At 70.1% G+C, this 13,482-nt stretch carries 18 protein-coding genes and 1 riboswitch; of the genes, 8 read left to right on the plus strand and 10 right to left on the minus strand.

The window, feature by feature from the left end:
• Nucleotides 1-572 (plus strand): thiazole synthase (locus NR111_RS13790; RefSeq protein ID WP_256821113.1); only part of this gene is annotated, 572 nt, incomplete at its 5' end.
• Nucleotides 573-628: 56 nt separating this feature from the next.
• Here NR111_RS13790 and NR111_RS13795 read toward each other — a convergent pair.
• Complete coding sequence (locus NR111_RS13795) at nt 629-1,282, minus strand: DUF1707 domain-containing protein (protein ID WP_256821114.1); 654 nt, start codon at nt 1,280-1,282, stop codon at nt 629-631.
• 87 nt (nt 1,283-1,369) lie between these two features.
• On the opposite strand from NR111_RS13795, the gene NR111_RS13800 reads away from it, so the two are divergent.
• Nucleotides 1,370-2,284: an ABC transporter ATP-binding protein gene (locus tag NR111_RS13800; RefSeq protein ID WP_061227928.1), complete on the plus strand. Its 915-nt coding sequence runs from the start codon at nt 1,370-1,372 to the stop codon at nt 2,282-2,284.
• Nucleotides 2,281-3,045 (plus strand): ABC transporter permease, encoded by a 765-nt coding sequence (locus tag NR111_RS13805; RefSeq protein WP_069390430.1) that lies wholly within the window; start codon nt 2,281-2,283, stop codon nt 3,043-3,045. The genes NR111_RS13800 and NR111_RS13805 overlap by 4 nt, the downstream gene beginning before the upstream one ends.
• Before the next feature lie 90 nt (nt 3,046-3,135).
• Here the strand turns inward: NR111_RS13805 and thiC are convergent, their stop codons facing one another.
• Complete coding sequence (gene thiC / locus NR111_RS13810; protein ID WP_069390429.1) at nt 3,136-4,842, minus strand: phosphomethylpyrimidine synthase ThiC; 1,707 nt, start codon at nt 4,840-4,842, stop codon at nt 3,136-3,138.
• A riboswitch (TPP riboswitch) is annotated at nt 4,840-4,954 on the minus strand. (Overlaps the previous gene by 3 nt.)
• A gap of 75 nt (nt 4,955-5,029) precedes the next feature.
• Here thiC and NR111_RS13815 point away from each other — a divergent pair.
• Complete coding sequence (locus NR111_RS13815; RefSeq protein ID WP_069390428.1) at nt 5,030-5,326, plus strand: GNAT family N-acetyltransferase; 297 nt, start codon at nt 5,030-5,032, stop codon at nt 5,324-5,326.
• Nucleotides 5,327-5,452: 126 nt separating this feature from the next.
• Nucleotides 5,453-5,962, plus strand: coding sequence for a CD225/dispanin family protein (locus NR111_RS13820; RefSeq protein ID WP_256821115.1), 510 nt, complete (start codon nt 5,453-5,455; stop codon nt 5,960-5,962).
• Nucleotides 5,963-5,981: 19 nt separating this feature from the next.
• Here NR111_RS13820 and NR111_RS13825 read toward each other — a convergent pair whose 3' ends face one another.
• The 5 genes from NR111_RS13825 to NR111_RS13845 all read right to left on the minus strand — a co-directional run bounded on the left by NR111_RS13825 (nt 5,982) and on the right by NR111_RS13845 (nt 10,150).
• A complete protein-coding gene (locus NR111_RS13825; RefSeq protein ID WP_119192772.1) occupies nt 5,982-6,398 on the minus strand; it encodes a CoA-binding protein in 417 nt (138 codons plus the stop codon).
• 230 nt (nt 6,399-6,628) lie between these two features.
• The gene (ppk2, locus tag NR111_RS13830) at nt 6,629-7,522 is read right to left on the minus strand and encodes a polyphosphate kinase 2 (protein ID WP_256821116.1); all 894 of its coding nucleotides are present in this window, start codon (nt 7,520-7,522) and stop codon (nt 6,629-6,631) included.
• Nucleotides 7,523-7,525: 3 nt separating this feature from the next.
• Nucleotides 7,526-8,326 (minus strand): exodeoxyribonuclease III, encoded by an 801-nt coding sequence (locus NR111_RS13835; protein ID WP_119192770.1) that lies wholly within the window; start codon nt 8,324-8,326, stop codon nt 7,526-7,528.
• A gap of 56 nt (nt 8,327-8,382) precedes the next feature.
• A complete protein-coding gene (locus NR111_RS13840; RefSeq protein ID WP_256821117.1) occupies nt 8,383-9,459 on the minus strand; it encodes a GNAT family N-acetyltransferase in 1,077 nt (358 codons plus the stop codon).
• Nucleotides 9,452-10,150, minus strand: coding sequence for a peptide deformylase (locus NR111_RS13845; RefSeq protein WP_256821118.1), 699 nt, complete (start codon nt 10,148-10,150; stop codon nt 9,452-9,454). The genes NR111_RS13840 and NR111_RS13845 overlap by 8 nt, the downstream gene beginning before the upstream one ends.
• 140 nt (nt 10,151-10,290) lie before the next feature.
• Between NR111_RS13845 and NR111_RS13850 the strand changes: the two genes are divergently transcribed.
• The 3 genes from NR111_RS13850 to NR111_RS13860 all read left to right on the plus strand — a co-directional run bounded on the left by NR111_RS13850 (nt 10,291) and on the right by NR111_RS13860 (nt 11,880).
• Nucleotides 10,291-10,629, plus strand: coding sequence for a DUF3263 domain-containing protein (locus NR111_RS13850; RefSeq protein ID WP_256821119.1), 339 nt, complete (start codon nt 10,291-10,293; stop codon nt 10,627-10,629).
• A gap of 15 nt (nt 10,630-10,644) precedes the next feature.
• Nucleotides 10,645-11,439: a LytR C-terminal domain-containing protein gene (locus NR111_RS13855; RefSeq protein WP_244200877.1), complete on the plus strand. Its 795-nt coding sequence runs from the start codon at nt 10,645-10,647 to the stop codon at nt 11,437-11,439.
• A 90-nt stretch (nt 11,440-11,529) separates the two neighbouring features.
• Nucleotides 11,530-11,880: a hypothetical protein gene (locus NR111_RS13860; protein WP_069388497.1), complete on the plus strand. Its 351-nt coding sequence runs from the start codon at nt 11,530-11,532 to the stop codon at nt 11,878-11,880.
• Nucleotides 11,881-12,016: 136 nt separating this feature from the next.
• Here the strand turns inward: NR111_RS13860 and NR111_RS13865 are convergent, their stop codons facing one another.
• The 3 genes from NR111_RS13865 to NR111_RS13875 form a co-directional block, all read right to left on the minus strand.
• A complete protein-coding gene (locus tag NR111_RS13865) occupies nt 12,017-12,385 on the minus strand; it encodes a monovalent cation/H(+) antiporter subunit G (RefSeq protein WP_067719292.1) in 369 nt (122 codons plus the stop codon).
• Nucleotides 12,382-12,609 carry a monovalent cation/H+ antiporter complex subunit F gene (locus NR111_RS13870; RefSeq protein ID WP_067719517.1) on the minus strand — a complete coding sequence of 76 codons (228 nt, stop codon included), beginning with the start codon at nt 12,607-12,609 and terminating at the stop codon, nt 12,382-12,384. The genes NR111_RS13865 and NR111_RS13870 overlap by 4 nt, the downstream gene beginning before the upstream one ends.
• A 65-nt stretch (nt 12,610-12,674) precedes the next feature.
• Nucleotides 12,675-13,481, minus strand: a complete 807-nt coding sequence (locus NR111_RS13875; protein WP_256821120.1) for a Na+/H+ antiporter subunit E — start codon at nt 13,479-13,481, stop codon at nt 12,675-12,677.
• Nucleotide 13,482 lies beyond the last annotated feature (1 nt).

Here is a 13,482-nt window from a genome sequence, read left to right on the forward strand (position 1 = left end):
TCGACATCCGCCCGCTGCCCAACACCGCCGGCTGCAGGTCCGCCACCGAGGCCGTCAGGACCGCCCGGCTCGCCCGCGAGGCGCTCGGCACCGACTGGGTGAAGCTCGAGGTGATCGCCGACGAGCGCACGCTCCTGCCCGACGGGGTGGAACTGGTAGAGGCCGCAGAAGACCTCGTCGACGACGGTTTCGTCGTCCTTCCCTACACCACCGACGACCCCGTCCTGGCCCGCCGCCTGGAGGACGTGGGCTGCGCCGCGGTCATGCCCCTGGGCGCACCGATCGGCACCGGGCTCGGGATCTGCAACCCGCACAACCTGGAGATGATCGTCGAGCGCGCCGGAGTTCCGGTGATCTGCGACGCGGGGATCGGCACCGCCTCCGACGCCGCACTTGCCATGGAACTCGGCTGCGACGGCGTCCTACTCGCCACCGCCGTCACCCGGGCGGAGAACCCGCCGCTCATGGCCGCCGCGATGCGCGAGGCCGTCCGGGCCGGGCACGCCGCCCGCCTCGCCGGCCGCATCCCGAAACGCTTCTGGGCGCAGGCGTCCAGCCCTCCGGTCGACTGAGGCCCTACCGGCCGCCCGACGGCATGCGCGCGACCTGTCCGCCAGCCCGCCGACGGTCAGTCCTCGGTGCGCGGCACCCGCCGCACGCCGATCCCGCCCATGAGCGCCAGTCCCGTGACCCTGATGACCGGGGCTCCGGGCGGGGCCTGGCGGACCGGTCGCGGATCGGGCTTCCAGTTCCCGGACTCCTCGCCGAAGCCCCCCATCAGCCCCAGGCCCTCGATCTCCACATGGATGTCGTCGGGGACGTAGATGTCGATGCCGCCCATGATCGCGAACGCCCGGATCGTCGTCTCGTGGGACTGCAACGAGGCGCCACGCAGGTCGATCTCGATGCCGCCCATCAGCGCGAACGCGGTGTGCACGGAGGGAAGGGTCCACGTCCCCTTGCGTTCGACTCCGCCCATGATCGCCAGCGACGAGGCGGGCCCGCTGGCCCCGGTGACGCGACGCGCCGGGGCCCCATGTGGCCGGGCCGCGGGCGTCGAGTCGTGCTCGTGGTGGACGACGGGCAGGTCGTGTGTTAGCTCGATCAGTTCGGACCGGAAGCGTGCGGCGTACGCCCGCGACGTCCGGTCGTCGAATTCCGCGAGCGTGAGCCTCCCCTCCGAGAAGGATTCCTGGAGGAGCCTGGCGGTGGCGTCGCGCTCGGCGTCGGAGGCGCGGACCGACGGCAGATGGCGATCCGGCTCGGGCGTGGCGTCATCCATGGTCACGAGCCTAGTACTGCACTACCTGTACGCGGGCTGAGTAGGTGGACGCACGCTGCCCGCGCCCCGGCAGGCAGACTGGGGACCATGATCGAGGTACGGAATCTCACCAAGCGCTTCGGAGCCTCCACCGCCGTGGACGACCTCAGCTTCGAGGTCCGTCCCGGCGTCGTCACCGGATTCCTCGGCCCGAACGGCGCCGGGAAGTCCACGACGATGCGGATGATGGTCGGTCTCGACACCCCCACGTCCGGGCAGGCACTGATCAACGGCACCCCGTACCGCGAGTTGGATCGCCCCGCCCACAAGGTGGGCTGTCTGCTCGACGCGTCCTGGACCCACGCCAACCGTTCCGCTGGCGCGCACCTGAGGATGGTCGCCGCGGCGGGCGGGGTGGCCCCGGGCCGCGTCGACGAGGTGCTCGGCCTGGTCGGCCTCACCGACGTCGCCGGCCGCAAGGTCGGGGGCTACTCGCTCGGCATGCGCCAGCGACTCGGTCTGGCCACCGCCATGCTCGGCGACCCCGAGGTCCTGCTGTTCGACGAGCCCGTCAACGGTCTCGACCCCGAGGGCATCCTGTGGATCCGCCGTTTCATGCACGCACGCGCCGCCGAGGGCCGCACCGTGCTCGTCTCCTCGCACCTGCTGTCGGAGATGGCGCAGACCGCCCAGGACCTCGTCGTGATCGGCCGCGGCAAGCTGCGCGCGCAGACCTCCGTCGAGGAGTTCCTGGACGCCGCCACGTCCTCGGTGGTGTTGCGCACCCCGCACGTCGACGAGTTCACCGCCGCCGCGCGCGATGAGGGCATCGAGGCCACGTTCGACGCGGAACAGGGTGTCTTCCTTATTCAGAATCTCCGCGCGCCGCAGGTCGGCGATGTCGCCGCCAGCCTGGGGATCACCGTCCACGAACTGCACGAGAAGCGGGCGTCGCTGGAGGAGGCCTTCATGGCCCTCACCGACCAGGACGTCGAGTACCACGGTCAGGAGTCCACCCGATGAATCAGCTGAAGTCCGAGTGGATCAAGGTCACCACCACCAAGAGCGCCTACTGGCTGTACGCGATCGGCATCGGCCTGGCGGTGGTACTCGCAGTGGTCATCGGCCAGTTCGAGCAGCCCGCCACAGGGGACCCGATGGCCGGTGCGCCCGGCGGCGGCAGCGACCCGCTGTTCGCGATCCTCGGCGTCAGTGCGTTCACCGTCCTGCTGGCGTGGATCGCCGCGATCGTCGGCGTGACCGGCGAGTACCGATATCACACCATCAAGGCCACGTTCCTGACGACGCCGTCGCGCTGGCCTGCCATCGTGGCCAAGACCGCCCTGTTCACGGTGCTCTCGATGGTGGTCACGGCCGTCGCGGTGGTCCTGGCGCTCCTCGTGGCCGGGGCGCTCTCCGGCAACGAGGGCTGGACCCCGTTCTCCGGAGACGGGCTGACCTACCTGTGGCGCTTCCCCGTCTACGCCGCACTGGGGACGATCGCGGTCACGGGCCTGGCGTACATCATGCGCAACGCCGCCGGCACGATCTCCCTGTTCCTCGTGTGGATACTGGCCCTCGAGGGCATGGTCTCGTTGATCCCGCGGGTCGGCGAGGACATCGCCGCCTGGATGCCGTTCGCCAACGGTGACTTCTGGACCCAGGGAGAGAGCGTCCGCGGGTACATCACGTGGGGCGAGTGGCCGGCGTTCGCCTGGTTCGCGGCCGTGTGCGTGGCCCTCTGGGTCGTCGGGGTGCTGATGACACTGCGCCGGGACGCCTGAGCTCGGTCGGCCGATCCGACCTACTGAGCACCGACGTCCCCGCCCGTCGGGCGCGGTGGGGACCGGCGCGGCCCTCGCCTCCGGTGAGAACTACGACTCGGTGATCGGCAGGTAGACGCGGCCACCGAGTTCGGAGAATTCGGCCGACTTCTCCGCCATCCCCGCCTCGATCGCCTCCACCGTTTCCATCCCGTGCTCCGCGGCGTAGTCGCGGATGTCCTGGGAGATGCGCATCGAGCAGAACTTCGGACCGCACATCGAGCAGAAGTGCGCGGTCTTCGCCGGCTCCGCGGGCAGCGTCGCGTCGTGGTACGCCAGGGCGGTGTCCGGGTCGAGGGCCAGGGCGAACTGGTCCCGCCAACGGAACTCGAACCGGGCGGTACTCAGCGCGTCATCGCGGGCCTGCGCGCCGGGATGTTCCTTGGCCAGGTCCGCCGAGTGCGCGGCGATCTTGTACGTGATCACGCCGGTCTTGACGTCGTCCCGGTCGGGCAGGCCTAGGTGCTCTTTGGGCGTGACGTAACACAGCATCGCCGTGCCTGCCTCGGCGATGCGGGCTGCACCGATCGCGGACGTGATGTGGTCGTAGCCCGGCGCGATGTCCGTGGCGAGGGGGCCCAGCGTGTAGAACGGGGCCTCCTCGCACCACTCCTCCTCGAGGCGCACGTTCTCCACGATCTTGTCCATCGGCACGTGACCGGGTCCCTCGATCATCACCTGCACGCCGTGGCTCTTGGCGATCCCGGTGAGCTCCCCGAGCGTGCGCAGTTCGGCGAACTGGGCCTCGTCGTTGGCGTCGGCGATCGACCCCGGCCGCAGACCGTCGCCGAGGGAGAACGTCACGTCGTAGCGGGCGAGGATCTCGCACAGTTCCTCGAAGTGGGTGTAGAGGAACGACTCGCGGTGGTGCGCCAGGCACCACGCCGCCATGATCGAACCGCCACGCGACACGATGCCGGTGACCCGCTTGGCCGCCAGCGGGACATAGCGCAACAGCACGCCGGCATGGACGGTCATGTAATCCACGCCCTGTTCGCACTGTTCGATGACGGTGTCGCGGTACAACTCCCAGGTCAGACGGGTCGGGTCGCCGCCCACCTTCTCCAGTGCCTGGTAGATGGGCACGGTGCCCACGGGGACGGGGGAGTTGCGCAAGATCCACTCGCGCGTCTCGTGGATGTCCCGGCCGGTGGACAGGTCCATGATGGTGTCCGCGCCCCAACGGGCAGCCCACACCATTTTCTCGACCTCCTCGGCGATCGAACTGGTGACCGCCGAGTTGCCGATGTTGGCGTTGATCTTGGTGAGGAAGCGCTTGCCGATGATCATCGGCTCGCTCTCCGGATGGCGGTGGTTGGCCGGGATGACCGCTCGACCGGCGGCGACCTCCGAACGCACCACCTCGACATCGATCCCCTCCCGCACCGCGATGAACCGCATCTCGGGGGTCGTCAGCCCCGCCCGCGCCCAGGCCAACTGCGTCCGGACGGGAGTGGGGTTGTCCGGCGAGGCGGGGACGGGCCTGAGGTGGGACCACTCGCGGCGGGTCGGCGGGAGGCCCGCGCCCAGGTCATGGCAGTCGGCCGGGTCCGCGTACGCGGTATATGGGCCGGAGGTGTCGTAGACGTCGAACGTCGTGCCGTCGGTGAGCGCGATCCGGCGCACGGGTACGCGCTGGCCGTCACCGGACTCACCGGGCACCTCGAGATGAGCCTTACTGCTGGAATGGATGGGGCCGCACGTCACGGCGTCGATCGGGGTGCCGTCGGTGCCGTCGGCGAATAAAGCTGTGCCCATGGTGTTTCCTGATCTCCCTACGCCGGCATGATCCGGACAGGTTCTACGGTCGACGACCCGGCTGGTCGTCCTCTCAGCCCGCGCATCGAAGCGGACTCCCGTGTGGATGAGTATGTGATTGTGCAGGGGCGAGCGTAACCCGACGAGTAGCATCGCGGGTGGAACACGCCCTGCAGAAGGAGTTCTGATGTCCCCTGTAACGTCGCTCAAGCTGGTCCACAACACCGATAGAGACCGCTTCGAACTGTGGGACAGCGAGACCTTCATGGGTCTCATTGGTTACGAAAAGGACGGCGACGTCTACATCCTGCTCCATACCGTGATCGAGGAGCGGTACGGCCAGCAGGGAATCGCTCGCCTGCTGGTCAGCCTGGTCCTCACCCGCATGCGGCTCGATGAGCTCAAGATCCGGCCGGTCTGCAGCTATGTGCGGCGGTTCCTCGTTCGCTTCCCGGAATATCAGCTCCTGGTCGCCCAGCCGTGACAGGCGCCGGGCGGTGACCGTGGCCCGCGGTGACCATTGTCAGCCGGCCGACGAGCGGCGGAGAAGGGGCCGGGAGAGCGGGACGTAGTCTGACCCCAGACGACCAGCTACCCGGAGAGGACTCCCATGACCTACCCGCCCCAGGGGAACACTGCCGACGGCGACTCGACCGGTGGCGACGATGCGAGTCGGGGCTCCTACAGCCAGAACCCGTACGGCCAGGGCACATACGGACAGAGTCCGTACAGCCAGGGCTCGTACGGACAGACCGACTACGGCGCGCAGACCCCGACCGGCTACGGCGCGCAGACCCCGACCGGCTACGGCGCGCAGACCCCGTCCTTTGCCGGGGCGGGCGGGTACGGGACCACCTCGGGAGCTCACCCCGGCCCGCCGTCGAACGTCGGCTGGGCGGTCGCGTCGATCCTGTTCTTCTGGCCGCTGTCTTTCGTCGCGATGACCCGCGCGCTGGACGTCTACCCGCTGTGGGCCGCCGGTCGCCACGCCGAAGCCGAGGCCGCCAGCGCGACCGCCAAGAAGCTCGGCATGATCTCACTGGGGATCGTGGCAGTCCTCATCGTGTTGTACTTCATCTTCATCTTCGCGATGGTGGGACTGGCCTCGAGCGGCTTCTAGACCGGGCCGGGTCCGCGGTTCAGGCCAGGCCCAGACGAGGGGCTTCGATCGCGGGGCACGCGTCCATCACCACGTCCAGCCCGGCATCCTTCGCGCGCTGCGCCGCAGCCTCGTCGACCACGCCCAGCTGCAGCCACACCGCCTTGGCTCCCTTGGCTATCGCATCGTCCACCACGCCGCCCGCGAGCTGCGAGTTGACGAACACGTCGACCACATCGATCTCACCGGGAACGGACGCGAGATCCGGGTAGCCCTGCTGACCGTGCACGGTCTCGGCCTTTGGATGGACCGGCACGATCTCATGTCCCAGGTCGCGGACGTAGGCGGCTATCCCGTACGCGGTGCGCGCGGAGTTGTTGGACAGGCCGGCGACGGCCCAGCGGCCCTTCTCGGTGAGCAAGCGCGTGATGACGGCGGGGTCATTGGAATGGCTCATACCCAGTTCAAGGCCCCCCGCCGCCCAGACATTCCCCGCGCGGCTCCGCCAGGCCTGTGCGCGGGGGCCTTCCTTAGCAGGCTCAGTCAGTCCCCGACGGGTTCTGTGCGCGAGGCCCTCCTTCGCGGGCTCAGTCAGTCCCCGACGGGTTCTGTGCGCGAGGCCCTCCTTCGCGGGCTCAGTCAGTCCCCGACGGGTTCTGTGCGCGGGGCCCTCCTTCGCGGGCTCAGTCAGTCCCCGACGGCGTCCTTGCCGCGTCGGACGATCTTCGGGTCCGGGTCGAACACCACCTGGGGGTCCTTGTCCGGGTAGTCGAACTGGTTCAGGAAGTAGCGCATCGCGTTGATGCGGGCCCGCTTCTTGTCGTTGGACTTGATGGTGATCCACGGGGCCCATTCGGTGTCCGTCCGACGGAACATCTCCTCCTTGGCCTCCGTGTACTCGTCCCACTTGCCGAGGGACTGCAGATCCATGGGCGAGAGCTTCCACCGACGGACCGGGTCAAGTTGCCGGATCGCGAACCGGGTCTTCTGCTCCTCGCGGGTGACCGAGAACCAGAACTTGGTCAGACCGACCCCGGACTCGACCAGCATCTTCTCGAACATGGGCGCCTGCTCCATGAACGTCTCGTACTGGGAATCGGTGCAGAAGCCCATCACCCGCTCCACGCCGGCGCGGTTGTACCAGGAGCGGTCGAACAGCACGAGCTCGCCGCGGCTGGGCAGATGGGCCACGTACCGCTGGAAGTACCACTGGTACATCTCGGTCTCGGTCGGCTTGACCAGCGCGACGACCCGGGCCTGCCGGACGTTGATGTACTCGCTGAACCGCTTGATCGTCCCGCCCTTGCCGGCGGCGTCGCGGCCCTCGAACACGATCACCTGCCGGTGCCCGGTCTCGGCCTGCCAGTTCTGGAACTTCAGCAGCTCGATCTGCAGCAGGTACTTCTCGACCTCGTACTGGTTGCGGTCCAGTCGCTCGTCGTACGGGTAGTTCTCCCGCCAGGTGTCGACGGCCCGGCCGTGGATGTCGATGAGATCCGGGTCCTCGCCGTGGTCGTCGCGGACCGTGAACCCCTCGGCGCGCAGGCGGTCGATGTAGCGCCGAAGCTGGAACGTGGACATGGCTCAGTCGAGGTCCACGACGACGGGCGCGTGGTCGGAGGCGCCCTTGCCCTTGCGCTCCTCGCGGTCGATGGACGCCCCGGTCACGCGGGCGGCCAGGGCGGGGGAGTGCAGCTGGAAGTCGATCCGCATGCCCTTGCGCTTGGGGAAGCTGAGTCCGGTGTAGTCCCAGTAGGTGTAGACGCCGGGCCCGGGGGTGTGTTCGCGGGTGACCTCGCGGAAGCCGGCGCCGTCGAACGCGGCGAACGCGAGCCGCTCGGGTCCGGAGGTGTGGGTCTTGCCCTCGAAGACCTCCGGGTCCCACACGTCCTCGTCGAGCGGCGCGACGTTCCAGTCACCCACGAGGGCGATCTGGGCGGCGGAGTCGGCGGCCAACTCGGCGGCGGCGTGGTCACGCAGGCGGGCCAGCCACTCCAGCTTGTACGTGTAGTGCGGGTCGCCCAGCTCACGGCCGTTGGGGACGTAGAGGCTGTACACGCGGACGCCGTCGCAGACCGCCGAGATGGCGCGGGCCTCCGGGTCCTGCGAGACCTCGGGATCCTTGTGGAAGCCGGGCATGTCGTCGAAGCCCAGACGCACGTCCTCGAGCCCCACCCGGGAGGCCACGGCGACCCCGTTCCACTGGCTCAGCCCGTGGTGGGCGACCTCGTACCCGAGCTCACGGAACGCGTCTTCGGGGAACTGCTCGTCCTTGCACTTGGTCTCCTGCATCGCCAGGACGTCGACGTCGGACCGTTCGAGCCACGCGAGCACGCGGTCTTTCCGGGCGCGGATCGAGTTCACATTCCAGGTGGCCAGGCGCATGCGCCCGAGTGTATTGCCCTCCGCGCGGTGGTGTCACCGTGGGAGCGGCGCCCGTGTCAATCGACGACGACGAGGTGGCGCAGCGAATGGTGCGGCTGCAGTCCCAGCTTGGCCCACAGGCCACGACCGGCGGAGTTGTCCGCGAACACGTGCAGGTGACATTCCTGCGCGCCGAGGCCCAGTCCCCACTCCACGAGCGAGCCGGTGACCACCTCGGCCAGGCCGCGGCGGCGGTGGGCGTCCGCGGTCTGCACGCAGGACACCGCGACCCGCGGGTGGCCGTCGGGTCCGGCGGTGACGGCGCCGCGGGCGATCGCGGCCAGGTCCCCGTCCTCCTCGAGTCGGGCGAACACCGCGTGGCCGCCGGGGCCGGGTTCGCCGGCGTCCGGTCCGGAGGCGACGAGCCCCGCGGTGGCGAGCATCGCGGGCCTGACTCGCTCGGGGTCGAGGTCGGCGGTGGCGTGGTAGAGCGCCAGCCAGTCGTCGTCGGGGCGCTCGGCCAGGGTGACTGCCGGCCTGGTGGGGGCGGGGAACGCCTCGTCGACCACCGCGAGCAGGTCGTGGCTGCCGGCGGTGCACAGCAGGAGGTCGCGGTCGGCATGGATCCGCGAGTCGTCCACCGGGGCGCCGCCGAGCCTCATCCGGTCGGATTTCACCAGCCGGTCCACGTCCACCAGGCGCAGCGGCAGGCCGCGGGCGGCGTACCAGGAACGCACCCCGTCCAGGTCCTCGCAGTCGGCCCACGGCAGGACGGGCACCGCCGAGTTCCCGCGGTAGGACCAGTCGTCGCCGGCGCGGCAGAACCAGCCGTCGACCACCTCGTACTCCGGTCCGGGCCACGCCAGGGCACCGGCGTACTCGTGCGCCCGGATGTCGCGGGCCCGCACCGGCCGCGGCGGGATCACCTTGAGCACCGCGATGTCGGCGTCCGCGATCCGCACCTGCTCACCGGACTCGCGGGCCACGACCAGTTCCGGCTCGAGCTCCACCACGCGACCGATGACGTCGGTGTACAGGTGCGAGGTCTGGCCCGCCTCCAGGTGGCGACGCACCACCACGCGATCGCCCACCGCCACCCGGCGGCCGGCGTTCCACCGGGACCGTTCCGACAGGCCCCGGTCCTGCTCAGCCATGGTCGGTGCCGACCTCGTCGTCGTCGTCGTGGCCGTGGTCGTTGTCGTTGTCGTCGTCGTCATCGTCTTCATCGGCGAACGGGTCCGGGTCGGAGGCCGGATCCCAGCTCAGGCCGGGTACGCCCCACCCGGCGTCACGGATGTGGCGCTTTGCGGCCTTCCGGTTCCGTCCGATGAGGCCGTCGGTGTAGAGGAAACCGTCGAGGTGGCCCACCTCGTGCTGCAGGCAGCGGGCGAACAGTCCGTACCCCTCCACCGAGACGGGCTCGCCGTGCTCGTCGGTGCCCGTCACACGCGCCCACCAGGCCCGTCCGCGCGGGAAGTTCACCGCGGGGACGGACAGGCAGCCCTCGAGGTCGTCCTCCGGATCCGGCATCGTCTCGGGGATCTCGGAGGTCTCGAGCACCGGGTTGACGATGCACCCGCGGCGGTTGAGCCAGCCCCCGCGCGCCTCGACCTCCTCGCGGGTCACGCCCTCGCCGTCCTCGGTGTCCAGGTCCGGGCAGTCGTAGACGAACAGGCGCTTGCGCACGCCGATCTGGTTGGCGGCCAGGCCCACCCCGTTGGCGGCGTCCATGGTGTCGTAGAGGTCCTGCACCAGCGCCGCGAGTTCCTCGGGGGACTCGGTGACGGGCTCGGTGGGGGCGTGGAGCGCGGGATCGCCGAGGATGACGATGGGACGGACGGCCATGGTGGTCGATTCTAGAGCGCCGGACATGGCGACGTGTCGGAGGCGTGTGGTTCACTACGGTGGAATCACAACCGTGTATTTCACACCGGCAGAATTCCAACCCGCACGGGGATCCGTCGGGACGGCGAGGAGGCGCGCACATGGGTCGGACAGCCACCGCGGCACGCGAGGTGCAGGGCGAGAAGGACCGCGCGCAGGGGGCGGCCGAGCTCCACGCCGCCGACCCCGTCCTGTCCGAACGAGACCGGGCCATGCTCGAGTTCGAGCGGCAGTGGTGGAAGTTCGCCGGCTCCAAGGAGGAGGCGATCCGGCAGCAGTTCGACATGTCCGGTACGCGCTACTTCCAGATCCTCAACGATCTCATCGACCGCCCCGAGGCCCTGGCCGCGGATCCGCTCCTCGTCAAGCGGCTGCGCCGGATGCGTTCCAGCCGACAGAAGGCACGCGCGGCGCGCAACCTGGGAATGCGGCTCGACTGACCTAGACTCGGCGGCGTGAGCTCCCAGTCCGGAAACCCGCAGTACGACAGCCCGCAGCCCGGCGATGCCGAGTACGGCGATCCCGAGTACGGCGGCGCGCACGGCGCCGACGACCCCTACACGCAGGGCGACGGCCCGGCCATGGACGAGCCGACCGGCCCGCCGTACCGCGCAATCGCGATGGTGCTGCTGGCCGCGGTCGTGCTGGCGGTCGGCGTCGGACTGGTCCAGCTGTTCGGCGGTGACGAGGACGAGGCGACGCCCACCGCCGACGACACCACCTCCCAGGTCGAGCAGGACGCCTCGGCCGGACAGGGTGCCGATGGTCAGACCGGAACCGACGGCGCCGGCGCTGCCACTGCCCCGGGCGACGCCGGGGCCGGTCAGGACGGTGCCGGCGGCGCGGACGGTGCGCCCGGCGGAGGAGCCGACGGGCAGGACCCGCAGTCGGGCGACCCCGCGGCGCCCGCCCCGGGCCAGCCCGCCGGGCAGGTCCCCGGCGGAGCGGTGCCGGACGTGACGTCCGTGCCCGTGCAGATCTTCAACAACAGCACCGTGACCGGGCTGGCCGGCCGCACCGGTGAGACGCTGCGCGAGAACGGGTACGCCGTGGGTGAGGTGGCCAACATGCCGTCCAACCGCGGCGTCGTGGCGGAGTCGACCGCCTTCTACGGCTCCGGCCCCGGCGAACAGCAGGCTGCACAGGCGATCGCCTCCCAGTTGGGCATCACCGCCAAGCCGCGGCCGGCGGATCTCGCGGACGAGGCGCCAGGGGTGATCGTGATCGTCACCCAGGATCTCGACCGCTGACCCCTGAGGATATGATGAGCCCACGCATTCCGTTCCGCGGGTTGCGTGCTCACTAGCGACTTGCAGCTTCCCGAGATCGAAGGAGCCCCCATGGCCCCGCGTCAGACCGCCCGCCGCCTCCTGGTCGCGGCTCCCGCCCTCGCCCTCGCGTTCGCCGTGGCCGCGTGCAGCCCGCCCAACGAGCAGCCGGCCGAGGCCGACGCGCCGTACACGCTGCCCAGCTACACCGAGGACGCCGCGCCGACGAGCTCGATTCCAGAGACGCAGGAGACCGACGTGCCCGAGGGTGCCGGCGACTTCGAGCCCGGCGTGACGGAGACGGGCACTCCCGGTGGCGAGGGCGGCGACGAGGGCGGCGGCCAGGCCACCACAGATGACGGCATCGTCGTCCCGGGAACCGGACAACAGGCCGGCAACGCCCCGGCGCAGCCCGCCCCCTGAGCAGTCCGCCCCTGACCTGACGGGTCGGCACCACCCCTGGACGACGAGAAGAGCGTCCCGCACACGTTCCCCGAGAGGGACAGGTGCGGGACGCTCTTCTCGTCGGGCCGGCGGCCGGCCCCGGCCGCGCGACGGGTCAGTTGGCGGCGCTACCGTCGAGGCCCGACCCGGTGAACTTCTCCAGCACCGGGGCCTCGTGGGTGATGGTGCCGTCCTCGACGCTCTCCCGGTAGGCGAGGTTGCCCACGCGGTTCGCGATCACCGGCGCCGTGCACACGGCGACGATGGCGGCCAGCACGAGCATGCCCAGGTCGATGTCCGGGAAGATCCGGATCCCGGCGCCGAGCAGGATCAGCACGAGGCCGAGGACCTGCGGCTTGGCGGCCGGGTGCATGCGGCTGAGGGTGTCGCGGAAGCGGACGAGGCCGATCGCGCTGGCAAGTGTCAGCAGCGCCCCGGCGAGGACGAACAGTGCGGAGATGATCTCCACCAGGTCGTTGGTCATGGGAGGGCCTCCTCGGGCGATCCGACGGTGTCGTTCACGCGGAAACGGGCCACGGACACCGAGCCGAGGAACGCCACGAGGGCGAGCGCGACGAGCGCGGCGGCGGGGGTGGTGTCCTTGGACCAGGCGATGTAGACACCGATGCCACCCTGGGCGACCGCGACGAGCGCATCCAGGGAGATCAGGCGGTCGAGGGTGTTGGGGCCGCCGACGAGCCGGATCATCGTGGCGAACAGCGCGGCCGTCAGCGCGATGATGGCCAGACTCCACAGGATGAGCGAGATGATGTTCACCGGGGGGCCTCCTGTTCCGGGGTGGGGCCGTCGGCGTCGTCCGCGTGGCGTGCCGCGTGCTCGGCTGCGGCCTGCTCTGTTTCGGCCTGCTCTGCTTCGACTCGTGCAGCTTCGGGCTCGTCTGCGTCGGTGTGGTCTGCGTCGGTGTGGTCTGCGGCGGCGTGAGCTGGCGCGGCTTGGTTAGCGGCGTGGGGTGCGGATTCCGCGGAGTCCGCGGTGCCCCCGGTCGTCGGGGCGCTGTCGGCGGGTGCCGAGTAGTGCTCCGGGCTCGGCTTCCAGTCCTCGTCGCGTTCGAAGGCGCGCTGGTAGAGCGTCTCGATGTGCGCGGTCTGGGATCGGAAATGCTCCACGGCGTCGTCGGTTCCGGTGTTCAGCACGTGGATGTAGACGTAGCGGGCCGCGGGATCGACGCGGACGACGATGCCGCCCGGCATGAGGTTGAGGGTGTTGACGGCCAGGGCCAGGGTGAAGTCGGACTTCAGCCGCATCGGGGCGCGCAGCACGGCGGAGCGTGGGGGAGCCTGGGGCCGGACCGACAGCCAGGCGACGGCGAACGACGAGCGGACCAGGTAGTAGGCCACCACGAGCACCAGCCACACCATCGACACCGGCCGCAGCAGACCCTCGACGGGGACGCGGGGGAGCGGGAGGACGGCCATCACCACGGTCGCGACGATGAGTCCGGCGGCGATGGTGCCGATGTCGATGCTGCCCCACAGCAGGACCCAGGCGAATGCCAGCCACAGGGTCATGAACAGGCGGGCGCCGAGCACCCGCGGCTCCAACGTCATCTTCCGGGCCATG

Source organism: Dietzia sp. Die43, from assembly GCF_024519835.1.
GTDB classification, from domain to species: domain Bacteria; phylum Actinomycetota; class Actinomycetes; order Mycobacteriales; family Mycobacteriaceae; genus Dietzia; species Dietzia kunjamensis.